Annotated in this window: 23 protein-coding genes; 14 read left to right on the forward strand and 9 right to left on the reverse strand. The window is 60.6% G+C overall.

The features are described from left to right. Positions 1–15: 15 nt before the first annotated feature. Complete coding sequence (locus AXG89_RS21620; protein ID WP_062172356.1) at positions 16–1,227, reverse strand: putative DNA modification/repair radical SAM protein; 1,212 nt, start codon at positions 1,225–1,227, stop codon at positions 16–18. A gap of 86 nt (positions 1,228–1,313) precedes the next feature. Further along, the gene (locus tag AXG89_RS21625; RefSeq protein ID WP_062172638.1) at positions 1,314–2,333 is read right to left on the reverse strand and encodes a transporter; all 1,020 of its coding nucleotides are present in this window, start codon (positions 2,331–2,333) and stop codon (positions 1,314–1,316) included. Positions 2,334–2,554: 221 nt separating this feature from the next. On the opposite strand from AXG89_RS21625, the gene AXG89_RS21630 reads away from it, so the two are divergent. The 3 genes from AXG89_RS21630 to AXG89_RS21640 all read left to right on the forward strand — a co-directional run bounded on the left by AXG89_RS21630 (position 2,555) and on the right by AXG89_RS21640 (position 4,046). Further along, on the forward strand, positions 2,555–2,887 hold the full coding sequence (locus AXG89_RS21630) for a hypothetical protein (protein WP_062002620.1): 333 nt from the start codon (positions 2,555–2,557) through the stop codon (positions 2,885–2,887). Positions 2,888–3,067: 180 nt separating this feature from the next. Further along, the gene (locus AXG89_RS21635) at positions 3,068–3,505 is read left to right on the forward strand and encodes a response regulator (protein ID WP_062003633.1); all 438 of its coding nucleotides are present in this window, start codon (positions 3,068–3,070) and stop codon (positions 3,503–3,505) included. A gap of 271 nt (positions 3,506–3,776) precedes the next feature. Continuing rightward, complete coding sequence (locus AXG89_RS21640; RefSeq protein WP_062172357.1) at positions 3,777–4,046, forward strand: hypothetical protein; 270 nt, start codon at positions 3,777–3,779, stop codon at positions 4,044–4,046. Positions 4,047–4,195: 149 nt separating this feature from the next. Here AXG89_RS21640 and AXG89_RS21645 read toward each other — a convergent pair whose 3' ends face one another. Then, positions 4,196–5,158 (reverse strand): chemotaxis protein, encoded by a 963-nt coding sequence (locus tag AXG89_RS21645; RefSeq protein WP_062002622.1) that lies wholly within the window; start codon positions 5,156–5,158, stop codon positions 4,196–4,198. 310 nt (positions 5,159–5,468) lie between these two features. Here AXG89_RS21645 and AXG89_RS21650 point away from each other — a divergent pair, with 310 nt between their 5' ends. The 4 genes from AXG89_RS21650 to AXG89_RS21665 all read left to right on the forward strand — a co-directional run bounded on the left by AXG89_RS21650 (position 5,469) and on the right by AXG89_RS21665 (position 8,772). Beyond that, positions 5,469–5,909: a CBS domain-containing protein gene (locus AXG89_RS21650; RefSeq protein WP_062002623.1), complete on the forward strand. Its 441-nt coding sequence runs from the start codon at positions 5,469–5,471 to the stop codon at positions 5,907–5,909. Between the two features lie 183 nt (positions 5,910–6,092). After that, positions 6,093–7,103, forward strand: a complete 1,011-nt coding sequence (locus AXG89_RS21655; protein WP_082771522.1) for a diacylglycerol/lipid kinase family protein — start codon at positions 6,093–6,095, stop codon at positions 7,101–7,103. Further along, positions 7,100–7,948, forward strand: a complete 849-nt coding sequence (locus tag AXG89_RS21660) for a metallophosphoesterase family protein (RefSeq protein WP_062172358.1) — start codon at positions 7,100–7,102, stop codon at positions 7,946–7,948. The genes AXG89_RS21655 and AXG89_RS21660 overlap by 4 nt, the downstream gene beginning before the upstream one ends. Continuing rightward, complete coding sequence (locus tag AXG89_RS21665; protein WP_062172359.1) at positions 7,945–8,772, forward strand: phosphatase PAP2 family protein; 828 nt, start codon at positions 7,945–7,947, stop codon at positions 8,770–8,772. Before AXG89_RS21660 ends, AXG89_RS21665 begins: the two co-directional genes overlap by 4 nt. On the opposite strand, the gene AXG89_RS21670 is transcribed toward AXG89_RS21665, so the two are convergent. Then, on the reverse strand, positions 8,763–9,161 hold the full coding sequence (locus AXG89_RS21670; protein ID WP_062172640.1) for a PPC domain-containing DNA-binding protein: 399 nt from the start codon (positions 9,159–9,161) through the stop codon (positions 8,763–8,765). The two genes, AXG89_RS21665 and AXG89_RS21670, sit on opposite strands and share 10 nt — an antisense overlap. A gap of 84 nt (positions 9,162–9,245) precedes the next feature. Between AXG89_RS21670 and AXG89_RS21675 the strand changes: the two genes are divergently transcribed. After that, positions 9,246–9,635, forward strand: coding sequence for an MAPEG family protein (locus tag AXG89_RS21675; protein ID WP_062172360.1), 390 nt, complete (start codon positions 9,246–9,248; stop codon positions 9,633–9,635). A 25-nt stretch (positions 9,636–9,660) separates the two neighbouring features. Continuing rightward, positions 9,661–10,335 (forward strand): alpha/beta hydrolase, encoded by a 675-nt coding sequence (locus AXG89_RS21680; protein ID WP_062172361.1) that lies wholly within the window; start codon positions 9,661–9,663, stop codon positions 10,333–10,335. Here AXG89_RS21680 and AXG89_RS21685 read toward each other — a convergent pair. The 4 genes from AXG89_RS21685 to AXG89_RS21700 all read right to left on the reverse strand — a co-directional run bounded on the left by AXG89_RS21685 (position 10,332) and on the right by AXG89_RS21700 (position 13,719). Next, the gene (locus AXG89_RS21685; protein ID WP_062172362.1) at positions 10,332–11,294 is read right to left on the reverse strand and encodes a nucleoside hydrolase; all 963 of its coding nucleotides are present in this window, start codon (positions 11,292–11,294) and stop codon (positions 10,332–10,334) included. The two genes, AXG89_RS21680 and AXG89_RS21685, sit on opposite strands and share 4 nt — an antisense overlap. Beyond that, positions 11,291–11,680 (reverse strand): cytidine deaminase, encoded by a 390-nt coding sequence (locus AXG89_RS21690; protein ID WP_062002631.1) that lies wholly within the window; start codon positions 11,678–11,680, stop codon positions 11,291–11,293. The genes AXG89_RS21685 and AXG89_RS21690 overlap by 4 nt, the downstream gene beginning before the upstream one ends. 10 nt (positions 11,681–11,690) lie before the next feature. After that, positions 11,691–12,968 (reverse strand): NupC/NupG family nucleoside CNT transporter, encoded by a 1,278-nt coding sequence (locus tag AXG89_RS21695; RefSeq protein ID WP_062002632.1) that lies wholly within the window; start codon positions 12,966–12,968, stop codon positions 11,691–11,693. Between the two features lie 67 nt (positions 12,969–13,035). After that, positions 13,036–13,719: an HAD family hydrolase gene (locus AXG89_RS21700; RefSeq protein ID WP_062172363.1), complete on the reverse strand. Its 684-nt coding sequence runs from the start codon at positions 13,717–13,719 to the stop codon at positions 13,036–13,038. Positions 13,720–13,926: 207 nt separating this feature from the next. Here AXG89_RS21700 and AXG89_RS21705 point away from each other — a divergent pair, with 207 nt between their 5' ends. Beyond that, the gene (locus AXG89_RS21705; RefSeq protein ID WP_062172364.1) at positions 13,927–15,600 is read left to right on the forward strand and encodes a Na/Pi cotransporter family protein; all 1,674 of its coding nucleotides are present in this window, start codon (positions 13,927–13,929) and stop codon (positions 15,598–15,600) included. On the opposite strand, the gene AXG89_RS21710 is transcribed toward AXG89_RS21705, so the two are convergent. After that, complete coding sequence (locus AXG89_RS21710; RefSeq protein ID WP_062002634.1) at positions 15,597–16,367, reverse strand: DeoR/GlpR family DNA-binding transcription regulator; 771 nt, start codon at positions 16,365–16,367, stop codon at positions 15,597–15,599. The genes AXG89_RS21705 and AXG89_RS21710 overlap by 4 nt on opposite strands. 431 nt (positions 16,368–16,798) lie before the next feature. Between AXG89_RS21710 and AXG89_RS21715 the strand changes: the two genes are divergently transcribed. The 4 genes from AXG89_RS21715 (at position 16,799) to AXG89_RS21730 (ending at position 20,891) form a co-directional block, all read left to right on the forward strand. Then, entirely contained in the window at positions 16,799–17,938 is a 1,140-nt protein-coding gene (locus tag AXG89_RS21715) for an ABC transporter substrate-binding protein (protein ID WP_082771554.1), read from the forward strand. A 177-nt stretch (positions 17,939–18,115) separates the two neighbouring features. Then, the gene (locus AXG89_RS21720) at positions 18,116–18,979 is read left to right on the forward strand and encodes an ABC transporter permease (RefSeq protein WP_119024685.1); all 864 of its coding nucleotides are present in this window, start codon (positions 18,116–18,118) and stop codon (positions 18,977–18,979) included. Beyond that, on the forward strand, positions 18,976–19,809 hold the full coding sequence (locus AXG89_RS21725; RefSeq protein WP_062172365.1) for an ABC transporter permease: 834 nt from the start codon (positions 18,976–18,978) through the stop codon (positions 19,807–19,809). Before AXG89_RS21720 ends, AXG89_RS21725 begins: the two co-directional genes overlap by 4 nt. 14 nt (positions 19,810–19,823) lie before the next feature. Next, positions 19,824–20,891: an ABC transporter ATP-binding protein gene (locus tag AXG89_RS21730; protein WP_062172366.1), complete on the forward strand. Its 1,068-nt coding sequence runs from the start codon at positions 19,824–19,826 to the stop codon at positions 20,889–20,891. Positions 20,892–20,911: the final 20 nt, after the last annotated feature.

Below are 20,911 nucleotides of genomic sequence, written 5' to 3' on the forward strand. Positions count from 1 at the left end.
CATGAGCGCCCCGGCTCACAAAAGGGAGAGCTGAACCGGCGCGGCGGTGAGCGCGCGGCGCAGATGCTCGGACGATACATCGCGAATTGGCGGCTTGTAGTCCTCCGTCGTGACGAAGGGCCGTACTTTGTCCATGCTGCACCTGAGGCGCACGAGGTCGTCGTAGCGAATCTTGCGGGACCGTCGCAAATCGACAATGCGTTTTGCGTTTCTCATGCCGATGCCCGGCACCCGCGCAATCATCCTCAACGCCGCCTTGTTCAGATCCACGGGAAAGCGCTCGCGATGCCCGAGCGCCCACGCGAGCTTCGGGTCGATATCGAGCGAGAGATTGCCCGGGCCATCGAGCAATTCGGACGCACTGAACCCATAGCCGCGCATCAGGAAATCCGCCTGATACAGCCGATGCTCGCGCAACAGCGGCGGGGCCTGCAAAGGCACGGCGGACGGACTGTCGGGAATCGGGCTGAAGGCCGAATAGTAGACGCGCTTCAACTTGTATGACCCATACAATGTTTCGGCGGTGGCGAGGATGGTCTGGTCGTCGGTGGTATCGGCGCCCACGATCATTTGCGTGCTTTGTCCGGCCGGCGCGAAGCGCGGCGCCTTCGGTTCGGCCTCCGATTCCTCTTGCGCCACGCGGATCGAACTCATCGCGATCTTGATGGTGCGTCCGCTTTTTTCAGGCGCGAGCCGTTGCAAGCTGACATCTGTCGGCAATTCGATGTTCACGCTCAGCCGGTCCGCGAACAGTCCGGCTTGCTCGATCAACCCGGGATCGGCGTCGGGAATGGTTTTCAGATGGATGTAACCGCGGAATTGATGGTCCTCGCGCAAGGACTGTGCGACACGAACCAGTTGTTCCATGGTGTAGTTCGACGAGCGGATGATTCCGGAGCTGAGAAACAGCCCGTCGATGTAATTGCGCCGATAGAAGTCGACCGTCAGGTCAACCACTTCCTGCGGGGTGAACCGTGCACGCGGCACATTGCTGGAACGGCGGTTCACACAATATTGACAGTCGTACTGACAAAAGTTGGTCAGCAAAATCTTGAGCAACGACACACAACGCCCGTCAGGCGTGAAACTGTGGCAAATGCCTGCGCCCGTGCTGGCGCCGAGCCCTTCAAGTCCACGCGATGACCGCTTCGGTGCGCCGCTGCTTGCACAAGAGGCGTCGTACTTGGCGGCATCGGCGAGGATTTCCAGCTTTTCGGACAACTCCATTGCTGATCGCCGGTACTGTATATGCGTACAGTATCGGCGTCCGCCATGGTTGAATGCAAGTTCAAAATTGGGTGACAGATCGCAGCCTAGCGCCCGCGTCTTCGATAAAACGCCCACCAACCCGCGAGCACGGTGAACGTCGCGACGATCGCGACCATCAGCCAGAAGCCATGCTTGTTCTCGGCGAGCGGAATGCCGCCGACGTTCATGCCCATGATCCCGGCGACGATGTTGATCGGCAATGCCAGCACCGTGACCAGCGTCAGCGTGAACAGCGTCCGGTTGCTTTGTTCGTCCAGACGCGCGGCGATTTCTTCCTGCAAGAGCTTGATGCGTTCTACAAGCCCGGCCACATCGCCGAGAACGAGGGAGAACTCTTCGGTGGCGTCGCGCAGATCCTGCAGGTCGAGCGTCTGCAGCCAGCGCGGCGGACGGGCAAGCAGCCGGAAGATCGATCCCGGCTCGGGCGCAAGCAGACGCTGCAGGCGCACCAGCACTCGCCGCGATGCGCCCAGTTCCGAGCGCGTGGCGGGGGCGCGCATGGAGAGAAACCGGTCTTCGACTTTATCGATGTCGATACTCGTGCGCCTTACGATCTGGACCAGCAAGTCGGCCTGATCGCGCAGCAAATGGATCAGCAGCTCGACGGTCGAGCGAAAGACTTCGCCGCCGCGCACGGCCTCGCGCAGGGTATCGATGGAACGCAAGGGTTTCAGCCGCGCGGTGACCAGCAGCTTTTCGCGCGTGTAGACCCACAGTGTGGCGATCTCGGATGGCGTTACATCGAAATTGAACATCACGTCGTTGATCACCGCGAGCAGTGAGCCTTCCTGGTGTTCGATGCGCGTGGAATGCGAGCCGTCGCGCAACGTTTCAAAGAAGGCGTCGGGCAAATCGAGCTGCGTGCGCATCCAGCGTTCGCTTGCGCCGTTCGCCAGGTCGAAATGCAGCCAGACAAAATCGCCCGCTTCCTGGCCGGTGTTGCATTGCGCAAGCCAGTTCAGCGCGCCGTCTGAATCAATGTGAACGCCCGGCGCGTCTTCGGCAAAACGAAAGCCGCACACGAGGCCGGAAAAGTCAGAGGCGTAGGGCAGGGCGGTGGTCATCGGCGGCGGGAAAGAAGACGGATCAACCACCGATTGTGCGTGCCAATTGCGGCAGTTCGGACGTCCTGTGCAACGAATTCGCGTTACTGTGGGGAGATTGCTGCGTGACACGTAACGGACTTATGGCTGTCACGCCTTGCGGGTAGACTCGCGCGGTGCAAGAAGGCCGTCGAGCGCAGCCTGACCCTTCTTGCTTCATTGCGCATCACGGGGAAATACACATGGAAGATCGCGTCGAGCAGGACGAACCCACGCAGACCACGGCCGACGGATTGACGCGGCTGGCGGCAAGCATCGTCGAATTGCTGGGCGAGCAGGCCATCGACAGTCGTCTCGGGACGAAATTGCTCAAACGGCTAGAGAAGGAAGCGAAGCTGGTCGCGGAGCATGGCCCGCAAGCGTTGAACAAGACACAAAAACGCACGTTGCGCGATGCGCTGGACAAACTGGACGAGGCACTGCGCCAGTCCGACGCAAACCTGCTGGTTCTCGCGAATGCAAAATTGCGCTCGACAGACGAATCTTCCGGCAAAAAAGTCAAAGCAAAGTCCTGAACGCCCGACATGCTGGCGCCCATGATCATTCGATGAGCGCCGCTTTCAAGCGGCCAACTCATTGTCAGACAAGACGTGTACGGGTTCTGGTCTCACCTCCGCATGAAACGCTTGTGACAATAGAGCAGGTTGGCGCGAAAAATGCTGCAGTTGCTGCACCTGCAAAATATAGAGCGGTCAATGCTTTCAGTTTCCTACTCCCCGAAATGCGCGCTGTGGACGAGCCGCAACGTCGACGCAGACCATGAGCAGTGGCGAATCCTGGTTGTCGATGACAACGCCGCGAGCGCCGAAGGTCTCGCTGCCGCGCTCAACGCAGACGGCTGCGACACTCGCTTTGCGCTGAGCGGTGTAGACGCGCTACAGGCAATCGATGGTTGGGTTCCACATGTCGTCGTGCTCGACATCAGCATGCCGGAGCACGACGGGTTCGCCACTGCCCGCGTTTTACGCCGAATCTCTCCCACCCGTAATGCGGGAATCATCGCTTTTACGGCGCTTGGGGAAGACTACGTGCGCTCGAAGGGCGTTCACGCAGGCTTCGATGGCTACTGCCAGAAAGGCAACGCGCCTGGCGTCCTGGTCAAGTTGATTGGTCAGATCGTGCAAGTTCACTGAAATCGGTCGCCGAAAGTCGGATTTCAACTGCATTTGTCCCCAAAACCTGTCGCCGCAAGCCTTTTACAGGCTTGCTTCTGGCGTTTCCCCGGCGCACCCCATCCGCCTGATTATTCTTCGATCCTGAATAGTGTATTGAAGTTTATTGGGATAAAAAACCGATAGTAGGGGTATACACTGCATTTCATCGACGAAGCAGCAACGACGCATTAGCAAGACCGCTGCAACGCCTTGTGAACAGTCGTACGTCTACCCAATATCGGAGCTCATCATGAAAAAGAACCTTCTCGCATCCTTGCTTATCGCCGCTACCGCTTCTATCGCTGTTCCGGCTTTTGCCAGCGGCTACGGCCCGGCGCCTTCGTATCGTCCTTCGGTCGGTGCTCCGGCTTCGCAACAAGGCCAGAACACGCAAACGCTGGCTGCTGAAAGCCGTAATGCCGATGCAAATGCTTACGGTGGCTCGAAGTCGCTGACGCAGTCGGGTTCGACGAGCCGTGACGGCACCAGCAAGTCGCAAGCAGTTTTCTTCGGTCAATAAGTCTACGTGCTGTTGCGCGCACAACCGGCAAACATCAAGCCGTCCTGATCGCGTAAAGCTTCGCTGAATGACCGTGTAATGCGCCAATGCCCGCTGGACTTACGTCCAGCGGGCATTGGCGCTTTTGCGTCGAGGCCGGACTAAATGCTTCAGGTGCCGGTCTTCAATGCGTTGCGCATCACGGTCGCGAGTTCGGCCGGCGCAAACTTCGATACATACGCGTTTGCGCCCACTTTGCGCACGTGTTCCTCGTTCGCCGATCCCGACAGCGACGAATGGATTACCACCGGAATGGCCTGCATGCCGGCGTTCGCCTTGATGCGGCGTGTGAGCGTGAAGCCGTCCATCTCCGGCATTTCCAGATCAGTCAGCACCAGCGCGATTTCATCCGATGCAAGCCGTCCTTCCGACTCGGCCTTGCGCTGCAGGTCTTCCAGCACATTCCACGCTTCCTGGCCGCTCTTGGTCATGATGAACGACACGCCCATCGCGTTCAGGCTCTGCTCGATCAGGCTGCGGGCGACGCCGGAATCATCGGCGGCGAGAACCTTCGTGCCGGGCTTCAGGACCAGGCGGCCCGTGCTGGACTCGTTGATCTCGTCTGCAGTTGTCGACGGCAGGACGTCGCGCAGGATCTGCTCCACGTCGAGCACTTGCGCGAGCCGCGAACCGTCCACGTTGCCGTCGAGCCGCGCGAAGCTCGTCACGGTCCGCCCGCTCGAATGCGATTCCGCCGATAGAACCTGGTTCCACTCCAGCCGCACGATATCGTCGACTTCTTCGACGGCAAAACCTTGCGTGGTACGCGCGAATTCCGTCACGAGCAGGATCTTCGGACCGTTTTTCGGCCGGCAACCCGTCACCTGCGCCAGATCGATGACCGGAATGATCTGACCGCGGATATCGGCAACGCCGAGGATTTCGGGATTCGCGCCGGCGACCACGGTGATCTCGGGCATCGCGAGAATCTCACGCACCTTGAACACATTGATGCCGTAAAGCTCGCGCTGCTCCGAGCCGGGCGCTTCGCCCAGGCGGAACAAGAGCAGCTCGAACATGTTGTTGCCTGCGAGCCGAACCCGCTGTTCGATGTCGTGTTGTGAGCTGCTCAAAATGTTCTCCTGTTCGATTTATGCCGGGCTTTGACCAGCCGGTTCCTGATTAGCGGCGCGGTGCAGGGAAACTGAAGCTCAATTTTGCGGGTTTATGAACGCAGCGTTACCGTGTCGTGCGCATATCGAGTTGCCGTATCGGGATTGACCCTTGGACGGACTAAAACCCGTGTTTTCGAGCGTCCGGGCAACCGGCAGGTGGCCTATACTTTTTGAATGGGCTGGGTAATTTTCATGTAAGGCAAGACGTGGCCCCATGTGGTACGCCCTGCCGTCCGGCAGGCGTCGCGCGGTTCAACGGAGGCGTTCGATGGCAACAGTCGCACAAGTTCTTAATTCGAAACCCGATCACACCATCTTCACGATTGCCGACACGGCTTCGGTCTACGACGCCATCGTCATGATGGCGGAAAAGCATATCGGCGCGCTGATCGTGACGCACGGCGAGGCCATTGTCGGGATCATGACCGAGCGCGATTACGCGCGCAAAGTGGTGCTGATGGACCGGGTTTCGCGGCAGACCCCGGTGCACGAAATCATGACTTCGCAAGTGCGTTTCGTGCGCCCGGAGCAGACCACGGACGACTGCATGGCGCTGATGACCGAAAAACGCATGCGCCATTTGCCGGTCATCGACGGCGAAAAACTCGTGGGGATGATTTCCATAGGCGACCTGGTGAAAAACATCATGTCCGAGCAGGAGCTCACCATCCACCAACTCGAAGGTTATATACGCGGCGAACATATGTAGCCGGCGTTTGTAGTCGCTTTGCAGGCGCGCGGGGCGGCAAGCCGCGCGTCTTTTTATTGGCGGAAGAAAATGTAAGCTAATTGTTATAATTGTCGGGCGCCGCAACGGCTGCCCGGCAATGGCTGGCGACGCACCCGTTCAATCATCGAGCGTGCTCGATCCGACCTGACAGGAGCGCCATTCATGACGCCCGCCGAACTATCCCCAACGCCATCCGAAGCCGCTCCGCAGGCACACGCACCTCGAACGATCGCCGCTGATGCGCCGTTTTTCATCGTGATGAACGCGGGTTCGGGGCGCAAACAAAGCGATGAAACCCGCGCCGCGCTCGAACGGATGCTTGGCGAGGCGGGACGGAAGTTCGAGATCAGACTTGTCGACAACCCGGCAGAACTCGCCGATACCGCCGCCCAGGCGGTGCGCGACGCAAAGGCGCAAAACGGCGTGGTGGTCGGCGCGGGCGGCGACGGCACGCTGTGCGCCGTTGCGGGCGCCGTGCTGGGCAGCGGCTGTCCCTTCGCCGTCTTGCCGCGCGGCACCTTCAACTACTTCAGCCGCGACCACGGCGTTCCGTCCGATCCCGCCGAATCCATTCCGTTGCTGCTCAGTGCACGGGCGCATCCGGTGCAGGTCGGTTTCGTCAACGACCGCATGTTCCTGGTCAATGCGAGTCTTGGTCTCTATCCGAAATTGCTGGAGGATCGTGAGTTGTACAAGCAGCAGTTCGGGCGAAGCCGTCTGATCGCGCTCTGGTCGGCAGCCGTCACCCTGTTGCGCCGGCATCGGCATTTGCGTCTGCACATAGAGCACGATGGCACAATGCAGGAAATCCGGACTTCGACACTATTTGTCGGCAACAATCGCCTGCAGCTCGAACAAATCGGCATGGCCGAAGCGCCGCTGCTGGAACGCGGGTTGCTCGCCGCTATTGCACCGCGCGCCGTCGGGCGGCTTGCGCAAATTGGAATCACGCTGCGCGGCGCGACGGGCAGGATGAGCAACGCCGATAACGTTGTCAGCTTTGCGTTCAAGCACATCACGGTGACGCATCCGTCGAAGCGCCGCCGTCTCGTGAAGATCGCAACCGATGGCGAAGTGACCTGGATGAACATGCCGCTCGATTTCCGCATCGCCCCGGAGCCGCTGTATTTGCTGAAACCCGAGGCCGATGTCGCCAACGCCAATCGCTCATGACCCTGCTGTTGCAAATTTCTGATCCTCACTTCGGCACTGAACAACCGCCGGTCGTGGACGCATTGCTGCGTCTCGCCGACACCCATCGCCCGGATCTCGTGGTCATGTCCGGTGACATCACGCAGCGAGCACGGCGTGCGCAGTTCAGCGCGGCTCGCGCTTTCGTCGATCAGTTCGGCACGACGCCGTTCTTGGTCGTGCCCGGCAATCACGACATTCCGCTCTATAACGTTTTCGCCCGCGCGATGCATCCGTATGCAAATCATCGGCGGGTGTTCGGGCATGATCTCGAACCCGTGTACGAATCGGATGCGCTGCTCGTGATCGGCGTGAACACGACGCGTCCTTACCGTCATAAGGATGGCGAAGTTTCAGTGCAACAAGCCGAGCGTGTGGCGCGGTTGCTCGAGCGCGCGGCGCCCGGGCAACTGCGCATGGTCGTCACGCATCAGCCGGTTCTCGCCGCGCGTGCGAACGACGTGCATAACCTGTTGCACGGCCGCCAGCATGCGGTTCAGCGTTGGGCGAAGGCAGGTGCCGATCTGATCTTGGGCGGACATATTCATTTGCCGTACGTGCTGCCTTTGCATGCCGCCTACAAGGATCTGCCGCGGCGCATGTGGGCGGTGCAGGCAGGGACATCGCTGTCTTCGCGCGTTCGCGGAGCGGTGCCGAATTCGGTGAATCTGATTGAATACCACGATGCATCGGGTGCAGGCGAACGGCGCGCCGTCATCGAGCGATGGGACTTCAATAGCGAGCGTGTATCGTTTGAACCGGTCACGCGGCACGAACTCGATTTCAGCACCGAAACGCTCGACGATTCTCTCGCCACGCTTTCATGAGTCAGCCAGATCCGAGATACGCCGAGTTGATTCATGCGGCGCATGTTGCGGGCGAGCATGCGCTCGCGGTGTACGGCGTGACGCTCCTGGTCGCAATCATTGCGGTGCTCGGCGCATGGCAGCTCGTGCAGCGCTACGGTTTGCCGCGTGAACAGGGCGGGTTGTCGACGCGCGTTTTGCTCGTGCTCCATCTTGTGGTGAGCTTTGCGATCATCGTCGGGGCGGCTGCGCTCTTTGCCGCCATTGCCGACGAAATTGGCGACGGTGAGACACTCGGTTACGCGGATCAGGCTTTTGCCGATGGCATCGCCCAAGGCGTTCCAATCAGCGTGATCCGGATCTTTGCACGCGTTACGCATCTTGGCGATCCGTGGCTGCTCGCGCTCTGGTGCGTGCTGGGCGCGGCTTTGCTGGCGCTGCGCGGCAAGGTTGCGATCGCGATCGGGTTTGTGATCGCGATCGCCGGCAACGGTGTCCTGAACACCACGCTCAAACGCATCTTCGAACGCGTGCGGCCGGTGCACGACCGGGAGATCGCCACTGCCGATGGCTGGAGTTTTCCAAGCGGGCATGCATCGGGATCGCTGGTGACCTACGGCATGGTCGCTTATGTGCTGGTGAGCGTCATGCCCGCACGTTGGCGTTTGCCGACGGCCATCGTGGCAACGCTGATTGCCGTCACGACCGCGAGCAGCCGCGTGTTCCTGCGCGTGCATTTCGCGAGCGATGTATTGGCCGGTTTCGCCTCGGGTACGGCGTGGCTGGTGGCGTGTATCGTCAGCATCGAACTCATGCGCCGGTATTGGCGCACCCGTCAGGGTTGAGGATATATCGAGAGTTCCGGGAAACCCGTGCCGGAATCGAACTCGCGTGAAAAGCGGAAACCGTCGAGGCTGACGAGCAGGATTTCTGCCGTGGTCCTGACAATGCATCCCGCCGATACATGGCCGCCGTACACACGGCCTGCGGAATCCGAAACGGACATGTGGAGGTGCGCGCCATCGGGACCAAGTGAACCGGCCAACGTCAGGATTTCGAGGTCGCAGTCGAGGAGCGCGGGTTGATCGATACCGGCATAACGCAGGTTCGCCACGCTCAGGCTGCCAACACCCTGAATCACGAACGCCGCGCCCAGCGCCTTCCTTCGTGCGAGGGATTCGAGTGTGTTGCGCAGGTCGTCGCCCGGGACGAGACGCACAGGAAGGGTTTGCATGAGTAGATTTTCGCGTGTCTGCAGATGCGTCAATGATGGCATGATGAATCCGGTTTTGCCCGCACTTCAACCTAAAGAGCCACCATGACGACAGAACTCCATATCCTCGCCTGGGCGCTGGTGCTTGCGCTGATCCAGGTGTTGCTGCCATCGGTATTGCGCAGCCGCGAGACCGGTCTTGGCTATAACGCCAGCGCTCGCGACAAGCCGGCAGCGCCGCCCGGCAAGTTGACCGGCAGACTCATGCGCGCGCAAGCCAATCTGTTCGAGACGCTGCCTGTTTTCGCCATCGCCATCCTGATTACGCATATGGTTGGCCGCGAAGGCCCGTTGACGCTCACGGGCGCGTGGCTCTACATCATTGCGCGGGTCGTGTACGTGCCCGTATACGCAGCGGGAATTCCATTCCTGCGCTCGCTCATCTGGGTCGTTTCGCTGTTCGGCATCATCCTTATTCTTGTTCCCATCATTTGAAGTCATCCACACCGGAGTCCAGTTCATGACCGACTTGTTGTCCACCATCGACGTGGAAACCGCGCCGAATCCCGAGTTCGCCGTGATCCTCATGCACGGCCTGGGCGCCGACGCCAACGACTTCATCCCGCTCGTGCCGGAGTTGCGCCTGGGCGATCTGCCTGCCGTGCGCTTCGTGTTTCCCAACGCGCTCGAAATGCCGGTGACGGGCAACAACGGCTACGTGATGCGCGCGTGGTATGACATTCTTTCGTTCGATGGCGTGAACCGCCGCGTCGATGAAGCCGGTCTCAAGGCCTCCTGCGACCGCATTCGCGATCTGATCGCGCGGGAAAACGAACGGGGCATCCCGACATCGAAGATCTTCCTTGCAGGCTTCTCGCAAGGCGGCGCGATGACTTATACAGCGGGCCTGACACATCCTGAGAAGCTTGCCGGCCTGATCGTTTTGTCGGGTTATGTACCGTCGCCGGGTCTGATCGATGCCGCCTTTAGCGAAGCAAACCGCGAGACGCCGATCTTTGCTGCGCACGGCACGCAGGACCCGGTTCTTCCGCTGGAACTGGCCGTGCAGGGACGCGACTTCGCGCTGTCCCACGGCTGCAAGATCGAGTGGCATCAATATCCGATGCCGCACTCGGTCTGTGCCGAAGAAGTGGAAGCATTGCGCGCGTGGTTCGGCGCGCAACTGAGCCATTAAAGCGCTTTGAAGAAAGTTTTTTTGTACAGGTCGAGCATGCCGGCGGCATCCACGCCGATGCACACGGATTGCGCCGGACGATCATCCCAGTCCGGCGCAGGCGCCTTCATGGTCGTCGGTTTCTGGATTGTTTCGCCGGTTGCGATGCCGCTTGTCACTACCCGTACGGGACCATTGCGCACGGTGTAGAGGTGGGGCGCGAGCACGTACGCCACCGCAGACGAATCGTGGACGTATATCCCTTCGAGTCCTGCGCTGTCCTTGTGGAATTGCGCATAGTGACGCGAGACGTCCCACACGAAACGGCCGGCATCGCCCTGGTCGACAAATCCGGCGAGCCAATCGTTGGGCATGATGGTCTCCTGCGTCACGTCCAGGCCGACCACGGTCACGGGCCAGGGCGCGCCGAGCACGATATCGGCGGCATCGGGATCGCACATGATGTTGGCTTCGGCCGCCGGCGACACATTGCCGAGCACGCCCGCCGTTCCAAATGCGCCGCCCATGATCACGACCTGCTTCACGAGCGTTGCAATCTCCGGATCGGCTTCGAGTGCGAGCGCGAGATTTGTCAGCGGACCGACCGCGATCAGCGTCACTTCACCGGGCTGGGCCCGTATGGTATCGATAATGAATCGATGCGCCGAACGCTCGTCCAGCAATGTATCGCCGGGTTCGCCGAGTTCGATATTGCCCAGCCCGTTGTCGCCGTGGATCCATCCGAGCGGCGCGGGCGGCGCGCGATGCAACGGCGCCGCAGCGCCACGCGCGACCGGCACGCCGGGACAGAATCGCGAGCGCAGGTAAAGCGCGTTGGACGTGGTGGTACTGATGGTCGCGTTCCCATACACGCTCGTGATCCCGAGCAGTTCGATATCCGGATGCAGCGCCTGGAAGACGAGCGCCATGGCGTCATCGACGCCCGGGTCTGTGTCGTAGATGACCTTGTGCTGTGTCATAGGTAGAACGCGTCCGGAAGCTGTTCGCGGGCGGTGGTGTCGCGTGTCGCGCCCTGCAGGTTGCCAAGGCGGATGGCGAGCTCCGGGCCGCCCAGTTCGATGATCACCTGACGGCACGCGCCGCAGGGCGCGATGGGGCCATCGGTGTCGCCGATCACGGCCAGCGCCGCGAATTCATCGCGTTTGCAGCCCGCGGCAATCGCGCTGAAAAACGCCGTGCGTTCCGCGCAGTTGCACAATCCGTACGATGCGTTTTCTACATTGCAGCCATCGAAAATGCGGCCGTCTTTTGTGAGCAGCGCAGCGCCGACCTTGAACTTCGAATAGGGTGCATAGGCCCGTTCGCGTGCGGTTTTCGCCCGGTCGAGCAATTTGTCCATGGTCATGATCTTTTCCTTAATTGAGCGTCAGGAACATGCCTGCAATCGTCGCGCTCATCAGGTTCGAGAGCGTGGCGGCGAGCACGACTCGCAGGCCGTAGCGCGCCACTTCAGCGCGCCGTTCCGGAGCCACCGCGCTGAAGCCGCCGGTCAGGACGGCAATGGACGCGAAGTTCGCGAAGCCGCACAGCGCGAATGACAAGATCGCTATGGTACGCGGATCGAGCACCTGGAGACCCGCCGCGGCGACGCTTGCGGAGTCCTTCAAATAGGGAGACAGCGACGCATACGCCACGAACTCGTTCAGGATGATCTTCTGGCCGAGGAAGTTGCCAGCGAGCGCGGCCTGGTCCCACGGCACGCCGATCAGGTACGCGAGCGGCGCGAAGATGGCGCCGAGCACGGACTGCATCGACAGATGCGGCGCGCCGAACCATCCGCCGATTCCACCCACGATCCCGTTCAACAAAGCAATCAGGCCGACGAACGCAATCAGCATCGCGCCGACCATCACCGCGATCTTGAGGCCGACGGTTGCACCGGAACTCGCTGCTTCGATTACATTCGCGGGACGTTTTTCATCGAAGCTGAGATGTTCCAAGGTGACGCGGCTCGCTTCCGTCGACGGATGCAGAATCTTCGCAAACAGCAATCCGCCGGGAACCGCCATGAACGAAGCCGCGAGCAGATACTCGACTTTCACGCCGAGTCCGGCGTAGCCCGCGAGCACCGAGCCGGCCACCGCCGCCATGCCGCTTGACATCACCGCGAACAATTCCGCGCCCGTCATGTCGCGCACGAACGGCTTCACGACCGCGGGCATTTCGCTTTGCCCGAGGAAGATGGTGGTGACGGCAGAAAACGATTCGAGCTTCGAGACCCCGAGCAGCTTCTGGAAGATCGTGCCGAGAATGATCACGATCCAGCGCATGACGCCGAGATAATAGAGCACTGCGATCAGCGCGGTCACGAAGATGATGGCGGGCAAGACCCGCACGGCGAAGACAAAACCGCCATCGCCGAAGATCTCGAACATCTTCGATTGCACCAGTCCGCCGAACAGGAATTCGATCCCAGCGTTGCCATACCCAAGCACGTGATTCACGCCTGCTGCGGCAGCCGCCAGGATGCTTTTGCCGAAGGGCACGAACAGGATGAACGCACCGATTCCAATTTGCGCGAGCAGTGCGGGTATGACGGTGCGCAAGCGGATGCCACGGCGGTTATTGGAGAAGATGAAAGCGATGAACAGCAGGACGGCAATGCCGAGCAGATTACGGGCGATCAGGGCCATGTCTCTCTACGTCTGTCGTAAGAATGGCCGAGATGCTACGCCATATGGCGTATGAATAAAACCCGGCTTACGCGAAGAGTTCGATGACCGGCCAGTTGCGCTCGGCCGCGATCGCACGCAGCCGGAAATCGGGATTGGTCGCAACAGGATGCGTGACGCGTTCCATGAGCGGGACGTCGTTGACCGAATCGCTGTAGAAGTAGCTTTCCTTGAAGTCGCTCAGCTTCAATCCCTGCGATGCAAGCCATTGCTCGGTCCTGACGATCTTGCCTTCGCGAAACGTCGCGACGCCCACGGAGCGGCCGGTGTAGCGCCCGAGCGGATCGTCGCCTTCAGTGTCCAGATCGATCGCCAGCAGGTGTTCCACGCCCAGCGCCTTTGCGATGGGCGCGGTGACAAATGCGTTTGTCGCCGTCACGATGCAGCACAGGTCGCCCGCGTCGAGATGACGGCGCAGCAGCGCGAGCGCTTCAGGGCGAATGGCCGGTTCTATGACTGACTTCATGAAGGCGTCGTGCCACGCATCCAGGTCCGCACGCGAATGACGGGCGAGCGGCGCGAGAGTCAGTTTCAGATACCCGTCCATGTCGAGCTTTCCGGCTGCGTACTGCTGATAGTACGCATCGATCTCCCTGACGTGGTCGGCACTTCCTTCGAAGCCGAGCGTGGCATAAAAGCGCGCCCACGACTGGTCGCTGTCGAGCGGCAGCAGCGTGTGGTCCAGATCGAACAGCGCGAGAGTTCGGCTCATGCCTTGGTTCATGCTTGCAGCCCTTGGATTGCAGGTAAAAAACGCGACAGAACGCAAGGGCATACGATGGCCCGCGCAGGGTCGATGAGTGCGGTCGATCCTATCGGGAAATACCCAAAACTACAACAATGCAAAATTGTACAACTCGTTTGCGTGGCATCATGTGTCAATGGCGTTACAGTGGGAACGATTAACGGAAGTGGCCACATGTTGACTCTCTTGAATATCCTGTCGGGCGTGGCGGTCCTGGTGTGGGGCACGCATATTGTCCGCACCGGCATCCTGCGGGTACTCGGCGCCGAGCTGCGGCGCGTGCTCGCGCGCAGCACGAACAGCCGCTTTCGCGCATTCGGCGCGGGCCTTTGCGTGACGAGTCTCGTGCAGAGCAGCAACGCAACGGCCGTGCTGGCGTCGTCGTTTGCAGCGCAAGGACTGCTGCCGTTGGCGCCTGGGCTAGCCATCATGCTGGGCGCCGACGTCGGCACAGCGCTGATGTCGCGCGTGCTGACGCTCGATCTTTCATGGCTCTCGCCTATTTTGTTGCTGGGCGGCGTCATCGCGTTTTTGTCGTTCAAGCAAACGCGCGTGGGGCAGATCGGCCGCACGGTCATCGGGCTGGGGCTGATCCTGCTGGCGCTGCATCTGATTGTCGAGGCGGCGCGTCCCGTGATGCAGGGCGAGGGCGTGAAGGTCATGTTCGGCGCGCTCACGGGCGATTCCATGCTCGACACGCTGGTCGGCGCGGCCTTCGCCATGATCTCGTACTCCAGTCTTGCCGCTGTCCTGCTGACTGCGACGCTGGCATCGTCCGGCGTGATTTCGCTGAAGGTCGCCGTGTGTCTAGTGGTCGGTGCGAACCTGGGAAGCGGCTTGCTGGCAGTGATCGGAACGATGGGGCAGAACCAGGCGGGCCGCCGCCTGGCGCTGGGCAACCTGCTTTTCAAGCTGGTCGGCGCGCTGATCGTGCTGCCGTTTGCACCGTGGATCGCGTTGGGACTTGGCGCGGTGATCGCGTACCCGCGCGAGTCGGTGATCACATTTCATCTCGTCTATAACCTCGTGCGTTGCCTTGCGTGCATGCCGCTGGTCGAGCACGTTGCGCGCTTGTGTTATCGGCTGCTGCCGGACCGCCCGGATATGAATCCCGAGTTGCGGCCGCTCTATCTCGATCCCGTCGCGCTTTCCACGCCTACGCTCGCGCTGGCGAATTCGGCGCGCGAGGCGCTGCGTATAGGCGACATCATCCGCACGATGCTCGATAACCTGCTCGACCTGATGCGCACGAATGATCCGGTCAAGGCGCGCACGACGATCCGCATGGACGACGACGTCGATCAGTTGTACGCAGCGGTGAAGACGTATCTGGCGCGGATTTCCCGCGAACAGCTCGACGAAGCCGACAGCCGCCGATGGACCGACATCATCACGCTAACCATCAATCTGGAGCATGCGGGCGACATCATCGAGCGGGTAGTGATGAATATTCAGGAGAAGAAGATCATGCATCGGCTGGCGTTCTCGCCAGAAGGCCTGAGCGAGCTCGAGGACCTGCATGCGCGCGTGATCCTGAACCTGCAGCTTGGACTGAGCGTTTTTCTGAACAGTGATCTGCGCAGCGCCGAGCGCCTGCTTGCGGAGAAAGAACGCTTTCGTGACCTGGAGCGGAGCTATTCATACGCGCATCTTGACCGGTTGGCGGGACAGAGCGCGCGGAGTATCGAAACGAGTGCCTTGCACCTGGACATCATCAGCGATCTGAAGCGGCTCAACTCGCTCTTCTGCTCCACGGCCTATCCGGTGCTCGATGCCGCCGGCGCCTTGCGGGAGACGCGGCTGCGACGCCGCGTACTCGATGCAACGTATGGCAATGACAGCGTCTAGGCAAGGATCACTTGCGGCAGCTTCTTGCGCAATGAAAGCAACGCGGGACCTTCGGCGCCTTTCTTGTTGGTGATCAGGGTATCTACCCGGCTGATCGGGCAAAACGCGATCCGGCTGCATTGGCCAATCTTGCTGTAGTCGGCCAGGATCACCACGCGATCGGCATGCGCGACCATCGCGCGCGCGACTTCGGTCTCGGCGTGATCGAAATTGGTCGCGCCATGCCGATGATCGATCGCAACCGGCGAAAGCAGCGCAATATCGGCGCGGTATCGAATGATCTCGGCGACCGTCGTGCCGCCCACTGTCGCGAACGCACGGTCGCTGAGGGAGCCGCCGAGCAGGATGATCTCGTTGCTCGTCTCGGTCTTTTCGCTGGTCGAACGCATCTTCTGCGCGACGTCGATAGAGTTCGTGATGATGGTCAGGTTGGCGAGTTTTGCGAGTTCTTCCGCAAGGATTGCGGTAGTCGTGCCGGCATCTATGAACAGCGTCTGACCGCTGCTGACCAGCGCCGTAGCCGCGCGCGCAATCGCGTTCTTGGATTTGACGTGTGTGTGGCTGCGCTCGGCAATGGGCGCTTCGTCAGCAGGCCGCGTGACGCCGCCGTGCACGCGCCTCAATTCACCCAGTGCTTCCAGATCCACCAGGTCGCGCCTGACCGTCTCGCGCGACACGCCGAGCTCGGCCATGATGCGCTCGGTCGATACGCGCTCGAGCGTTGCAAGTAGCGCTCGAATTCTCTGATGACGATCTTCCTGCCACATGCGGCGTTCCTTGAGCGTTGAAGTCGGGCACATTGCCGTGTGCCCTGGCATGCGACCACAAAACGTGTGTCATCCGCATGTCGCCAATATTAATGAGCTGTTTCTAGGAGGTTTCCTCCATCTCTCCAACCGAAATATTAACAAGAACCGATGACTTTCAGGTTGCATTTTTTTGGATACTTGCGAATTTGGGTATTTGAACTTAGTCTCTTCGTCACACTTGCAGATCGCTCCAGGCGTTTTCCTGCGGTGCTGAAATCAGTCTCGAATCACTGTCTTTTTAGCCGTCGTCATAGTTCTTAAATATTTGGCCGCCAGAGTCGCGTGCGCGCCAAATGTGTGCGCATTCAAACAAGTTTCGGATTCAGGCAGCAGGTACGCTGCAGCAACATTCCAAAAACGAAGCACGTCAGGCAGAGGATGGAAACACCATGAATCAAGACGGGTTGCGAGTGACTTCGACCTTTCGCAGGACATCGGCCAAGGCCTCCATCACGGCGGCCATCGCCACGCTCACCGCGCTCGCGGGCCATGCCGTGGCGGCGCCGCCGGCGGCGTTGATCGAGGCAGCGAAGAAAGAAGGGCAGTTGACGACGATCGCGTTGCCGCACGACTGGTGCGGTTATGGCGCGGTGATCGCGGGCTTCAAGGCGAAGTACGGCATCCAGGTCAACGAGCTGAATCCCGATGCGGGTTCAGGCGATGAAGTCGAAGCCATCAAGGCGAATAAGGGCAACACGGGGCCGCAAGCGCCCGACGTGATCGACGTGGGTCTGTCGTTTGGACCGACCGCGCAAGCCGCCGGCTTGCTGCAGCCTTACAAGGTGTCGACCTGGGCATCGATTCCTGATTCGGCCAAGGAGAAGGACGGCTACTGGTACGGCGACTATTACGGCGTACTCTCGTTTGAAGTGAATACCGACATGATGGACAAGGTTCCCGCCGACTGGCCGGACCTGCTCAAGTCGGACTACAAGAATGCCGTTGCACTCGCGGGCGATCCTCGTTCGGCGAACCAGGCGATCCAGGCCGTCTACGCAGCGGGATTGTCGCAAGCGAAGGGCGATGCATCGAAGGCCGGCGCCGCAGGCTTGAGCTACTTCGGCAGCATGAACAAGAACGGCAACTTCGTGCCGGTTATCGGCAAGGCGGCGTCGCTGGCGCAGGGTACGACGCCGATCATCGTGCGCTGGGACTACAACGCCCTGGCGGATCGCGATACCTTGAAGGGCAATCCGAAGGTCGCGGTTGTCGTCCCGAAGACAGGCGTGGTCGCGGGCGTGTATGTGCAAGGGATCAGCGCCTACGCACCGCATCCGAACGCAGCGAAGCTGTGGATGGAATACCTTTATTCCGATGAAGGTCAGCTTGGCTGGCTCACCGGTTATTGTCACCCGATCCGCTTCAAGGATCTCGAAGCCAACAAGAAGATTCCGGCTGCGCTGCTTGCCAAGCTGCCGCCGCCATCGGCTTACAAAAACGTCGTGTTTCCGACGCTCGACGAGCAGAATGCTTCGAAAGCGCTCATCACGAAGCAGTGGGACCAGGTGGTCGGCGCCAACGTGAAGTAATGCAATGCACGGGCGCTTCCGGACCTCGGGTTCAACCTGAGTTCCGGCCGTCCTTCCGGTTCGCGCTTCGGATGGTCTTCCCGGCGCGGCCTGTCAGTTCAGAGCGACATCATGAGCACTTCATCGAAGATCGCCGCGCCCATGTCCGTGCATGAGGACCCCTCGCTGGGTCCCGGCATGAAAGCGGCGCGACGTGTGTCGCCGGCGTGGAACTATCTTGGCGTCCTGCCGTTTTTCGCATTCGCAGTCTTGTTCCTGCTGCTGCCCACTGCGTGGCTGATGGTCGGCGCGTTCCAGGACGCGCAGGGGCATTTCACGCTCGCCAACTTCCGCGAGCTGCTGCAACCCAGCGTACTCGACGCCTACTGGATCAGCTTCAAGGTCAGCGCGGCGTCGGCGTTGGGTGGCGGTTTTCTCGGGCTCCTGCTTGCATGGGCTGCGGTGCAGGGAAAGTTGCCCGTATGGATTCGTCCCACGTTGATGACATTCTCCGGCGTGGCGTCGAACTTCGCGGGCGTGCCGCTCGCGTTTGCATTCATCTGCACGTTGGGACGCGTTGGACTGGTTACGGTGCTGCTGAAAAAATACGTGGGCATCAACCTTTATTCCACGGGCTTCAGCATCCTGAGTTTCACCGGCCTGACGCTGACCTATCTGTATTTCCAGATTCCCCTGATGGTTCTGATCATCACCCCCGCACTCGATGGCCTCAAGCGCGAATGGCGCGAGGCGTGCGATTGTCTTGGCGGCAGTGCTTACCATTACTGGATGTACGTGGCGTTGCCCGTGCTCTGGCCGAGCGTGCTGGGCGCCACGCTGCTGTTGTTCGCCAATGCGTTCGGCGCGGTCGCAACCGCTTATGCGTTGACCGGAAGCTCGCTCAATATCGTGCCGATCGTGCTGTATGCGCAGATTCGCGGCGACGTGCTGCACAACGAGAACCTCGGTTACGCACTTGCGCTCGGCATGGTGCTGGTCACCGGCTTGTCCAACGGCGGGTATATCTGGCTGCGCTCGCGCGCTGAAAGGGGTCGTCGATGAGCACCGCCGCCACAGTCACACTCACGCCCGACAACAAGGTACGTGCGCAGACCCGGGCGGGCGCGTGGATCGCGATGGTTATCGGCGCGGCGTATTTCCTGCTGCCGCTGCTGGCGACCATCGAGTTCAGCCTGAAGATGCGGCGCAACGAATACAGCTTCGACGCTTACCGCGTCGTGCTCACCGATCCGCATTTCCAGGCATCGTTCGGATACTCCATCCTGATGGGCGTGTTTGCAATCGTGCTCGGCGTGTTGCTCGTGGTTCCGACCGCATATTGGGTCCAGTTGCGCTTGCCGAAGCTGCGTCCGCTGATCGAGTTCATCACCTTGTTGCCGCTGGTGATCCCGGCCATCGTGATCGTGTTTGGTTACCTGCATGTCTACAACAGCAGTTCTTTCTTGCCGCTGACCGGCAATGAACGTGCAACCGATTTCCTGCTGATTTGCGGATACGTCACGCTGTGTTTGCCCTACATGTACCGCTCCGTCGACGCTGGCCTGCGCGCCGTCGATGTCCGCTCTCTCACCGAAGCCGCCGAATGTCTCGGTGCGACCTGGCCCACCATCCTCTTCAGGATCATCTTCCCGAACGTGCGCTCGGGAATCTTGTCGGGCGCGTTCCTGACGTTCGCGGTGGTCATCGGCGAATTCACGCTCGCGAGCCTGCTGAATCGTCCGGCGTTCGGTCCTTATCTGCAATTGATCGGCGCCAATCGCGCGTATGAACCATCCGCGCTTGCAATCATCGCGTTTGCCATTACGTGGGCCTCGATGGGGCTTATCCAGGTCTTCGGCTCGGCGCGTTCCATCGCCGGACAAAAAACTTAAAAGGTCGGTTTGTCATGGCACTTCTCGAGATCGAAAACCTCAGCAAGACGTTCGGCACGAACACGGTGCTGCATCAGTTCGACATGCAGATCGAGCGCGGTGAGTTCATCACGTTTCTTGGCCCGTCGGGCTGCGGCAAGACCACGGTGCTGCGCATGATCGCAGGCTTCGAAACACCGACACGAGGCACGATCAAGCTCGGCGGCCGCGACGTCACTTACCTGCGCACGCGGCAACGCAAGGTCGGCATGGTGTTCCAGTCGTACGCGCTGTTTCCGAACATGACGGTGGCAGACAACATAGGGTTCGGGCTGAAGGTCTTGCGCCGCCCGCAAGCCGAGATCAAGTCGCGCGTGGAGGAGATGCTCGCGCTCATCAAGTTGCCGAAGCTGGCGGACCGATATCCGTGGCAGTTGTCGGGTGGCCAGCAGCAACGCGTGGCGCTTGCCCGGGCGCTCGCAAACAAGCCGCAAGTGCTGTTGCTCGACGAACCGCTTTCCGCACTCGACGCCAAGATCCGCGTCTCATTGCGTGAGGATATTCGCAGCCTGCAGCGCGAGCTTGGCATTACATCGATATTCGTCACGCACGATCAGGAAGAGGCACTGTCGATATCGGACCGGATCGTCGTCATGAACGAAGGACGGGTCGAGCAGATCGGCACGCCATCGGAGATCTATAACTTTCCGCGCACGCGCTTCGTGGCGTCGTTTGTCGGCACGCTGAATCTGCTGCCGGGGCAGGTAGTCGACCCGGCGAGCGGCCGGATCGTGGTCGGCGGACAGGAATTGCGGACCTCGCATGCATTGAGTTCCAGCGATACCGGCAAGCAGCGCATGCTTGCCGTGCGCCCCGAAGCCATCGTGCTCGAAGCGCCGGCAAACGGGCGCAACACGCTTGCGGCCACCGTGGAAGAGGTGAACTTCCTCGGCGCGGTGGTGCGCATCAGGACGCGCGTGGACCAGTCCGTGATTTCACTCGATGTCTTCAACGACCCGAATCGACGCTTGCCCGAACGAGGGCAGCCCGTGGCGCTGGGCTTTTCGCACGAGAATCTGCTGGTACTGGAAGACGGGGCTTGACAGGCAAAAGCATCGACCGG

It is taken from the genome of Burkholderia sp. PAMC 26561 (genome assembly GCF_001557535.2).
In the GTDB taxonomy this organism is placed as follows: domain Bacteria; phylum Pseudomonadota; class Gammaproteobacteria; order Burkholderiales; family Burkholderiaceae; genus Caballeronia.

Bases quoted from the DNA above. Each gene is read 5' to 3' on its own strand.
- AXG89_RS21620 (WP_062172356.1), bottom strand. From the start codon at position 1,227: ATGGAGTTGTCCGAAAAGCTGGAAATCCTCGCCGATGCCGCCAAGTAC.
- AXG89_RS21625 (WP_062172638.1), bottom strand. From the start codon at position 2,333: ATGACCACCGCCCTGCCCTACGCCTCTGACTTTTCCGGCCTCGTGTGC.
- AXG89_RS21630 (WP_062002620.1), top strand. From the start codon at position 2,555: ATGGAAGATCGCGTCGAGCAGGACGAACCCACGCAGACCACGGCCGAC.
- AXG89_RS21635 (WP_062003633.1), top strand. From the start codon at position 3,068: ATGCTTTCAGTTTCCTACTCCCCGAAATGCGCGCTGTGGACGAGCCGC.
- AXG89_RS21640 (WP_062172357.1), top strand. From the start codon at position 3,777: ATGAAAAAGAACCTTCTCGCATCCTTGCTTATCGCCGCTACCGCTTCT.
- AXG89_RS21650 (WP_062002623.1), top strand. From the start codon at position 5,469: ATGGCAACAGTCGCACAAGTTCTTAATTCGAAACCCGATCACACCATC.
- AXG89_RS21655 (WP_082771522.1), top strand. From the start codon at position 6,093: ATGACGCCCGCCGAACTATCCCCAACGCCATCCGAAGCCGCTCCGCAG.
- AXG89_RS21660 (WP_062172358.1), top strand. From the start codon at position 7,100: ATGACCCTGCTGTTGCAAATTTCTGATCCTCACTTCGGCACTGAACAA.
- AXG89_RS21665 (WP_062172359.1), top strand. From the start codon at position 7,945: ATGAGTCAGCCAGATCCGAGATACGCCGAGTTGATTCATGCGGCGCAT.
- AXG89_RS21670 (WP_062172640.1), bottom strand. From the start codon at position 9,161: ATGCAAACCCTTCCTGTGCGTCTCGTCCCGGGCGACGACCTGCGCAAC.
- AXG89_RS21675 (WP_062172360.1), top strand. From the start codon at position 9,246: ATGACGACAGAACTCCATATCCTCGCCTGGGCGCTGGTGCTTGCGCTG.
- AXG89_RS21680 (WP_062172361.1), top strand. From the start codon at position 9,661: ATGACCGACTTGTTGTCCACCATCGACGTGGAAACCGCGCCGAATCCC.
- AXG89_RS21685 (WP_062172362.1), bottom strand. From the start codon at position 11,294: ATGACACAGCACAAGGTCATCTACGACACAGACCCGGGCGTCGATGAC.
- AXG89_RS21690 (WP_062002631.1), bottom strand. From the start codon at position 11,680: ATGACCATGGACAAATTGCTCGACCGGGCGAAAACCGCACGCGAACGG.
- AXG89_RS21695 (WP_062002632.1), bottom strand. From the start codon at position 12,968: ATGGCCCTGATCGCCCGTAATCTGCTCGGCATTGCCGTCCTGCTGTTC.
- AXG89_RS21700 (WP_062172363.1), bottom strand. From the start codon at position 13,719: ATGAGCCGAACTCTCGCGCTGTTCGATCTGGACCACACGCTGCTGCCG.
- AXG89_RS21705 (WP_062172364.1), top strand. From the start codon at position 13,927: ATGTTGACTCTCTTGAATATCCTGTCGGGCGTGGCGGTCCTGGTGTGG.
- AXG89_RS21710 (WP_062002634.1), bottom strand. From the start codon at position 16,367: ATGTGGCAGGAAGATCGTCATCAGAGAATTCGAGCGCTACTTGCAACG.
- AXG89_RS21715 (WP_082771554.1), top strand. From the start codon at position 16,799: ATGAATCAAGACGGGTTGCGAGTGACTTCGACCTTTCGCAGGACATCG.
- AXG89_RS21720 (WP_119024685.1), top strand. From the start codon at position 18,116: ATGAAAGCGGCGCGACGTGTGTCGCCGGCGTGGAACTATCTTGGCGTC.
- AXG89_RS21725 (WP_062172365.1), top strand. From the start codon at position 18,976: ATGAGCACCGCCGCCACAGTCACACTCACGCCCGACAACAAGGTACGT.
- AXG89_RS21730 (WP_062172366.1), top strand. From the start codon at position 19,824: ATGGCACTTCTCGAGATCGAAAACCTCAGCAAGACGTTCGGCACGAAC.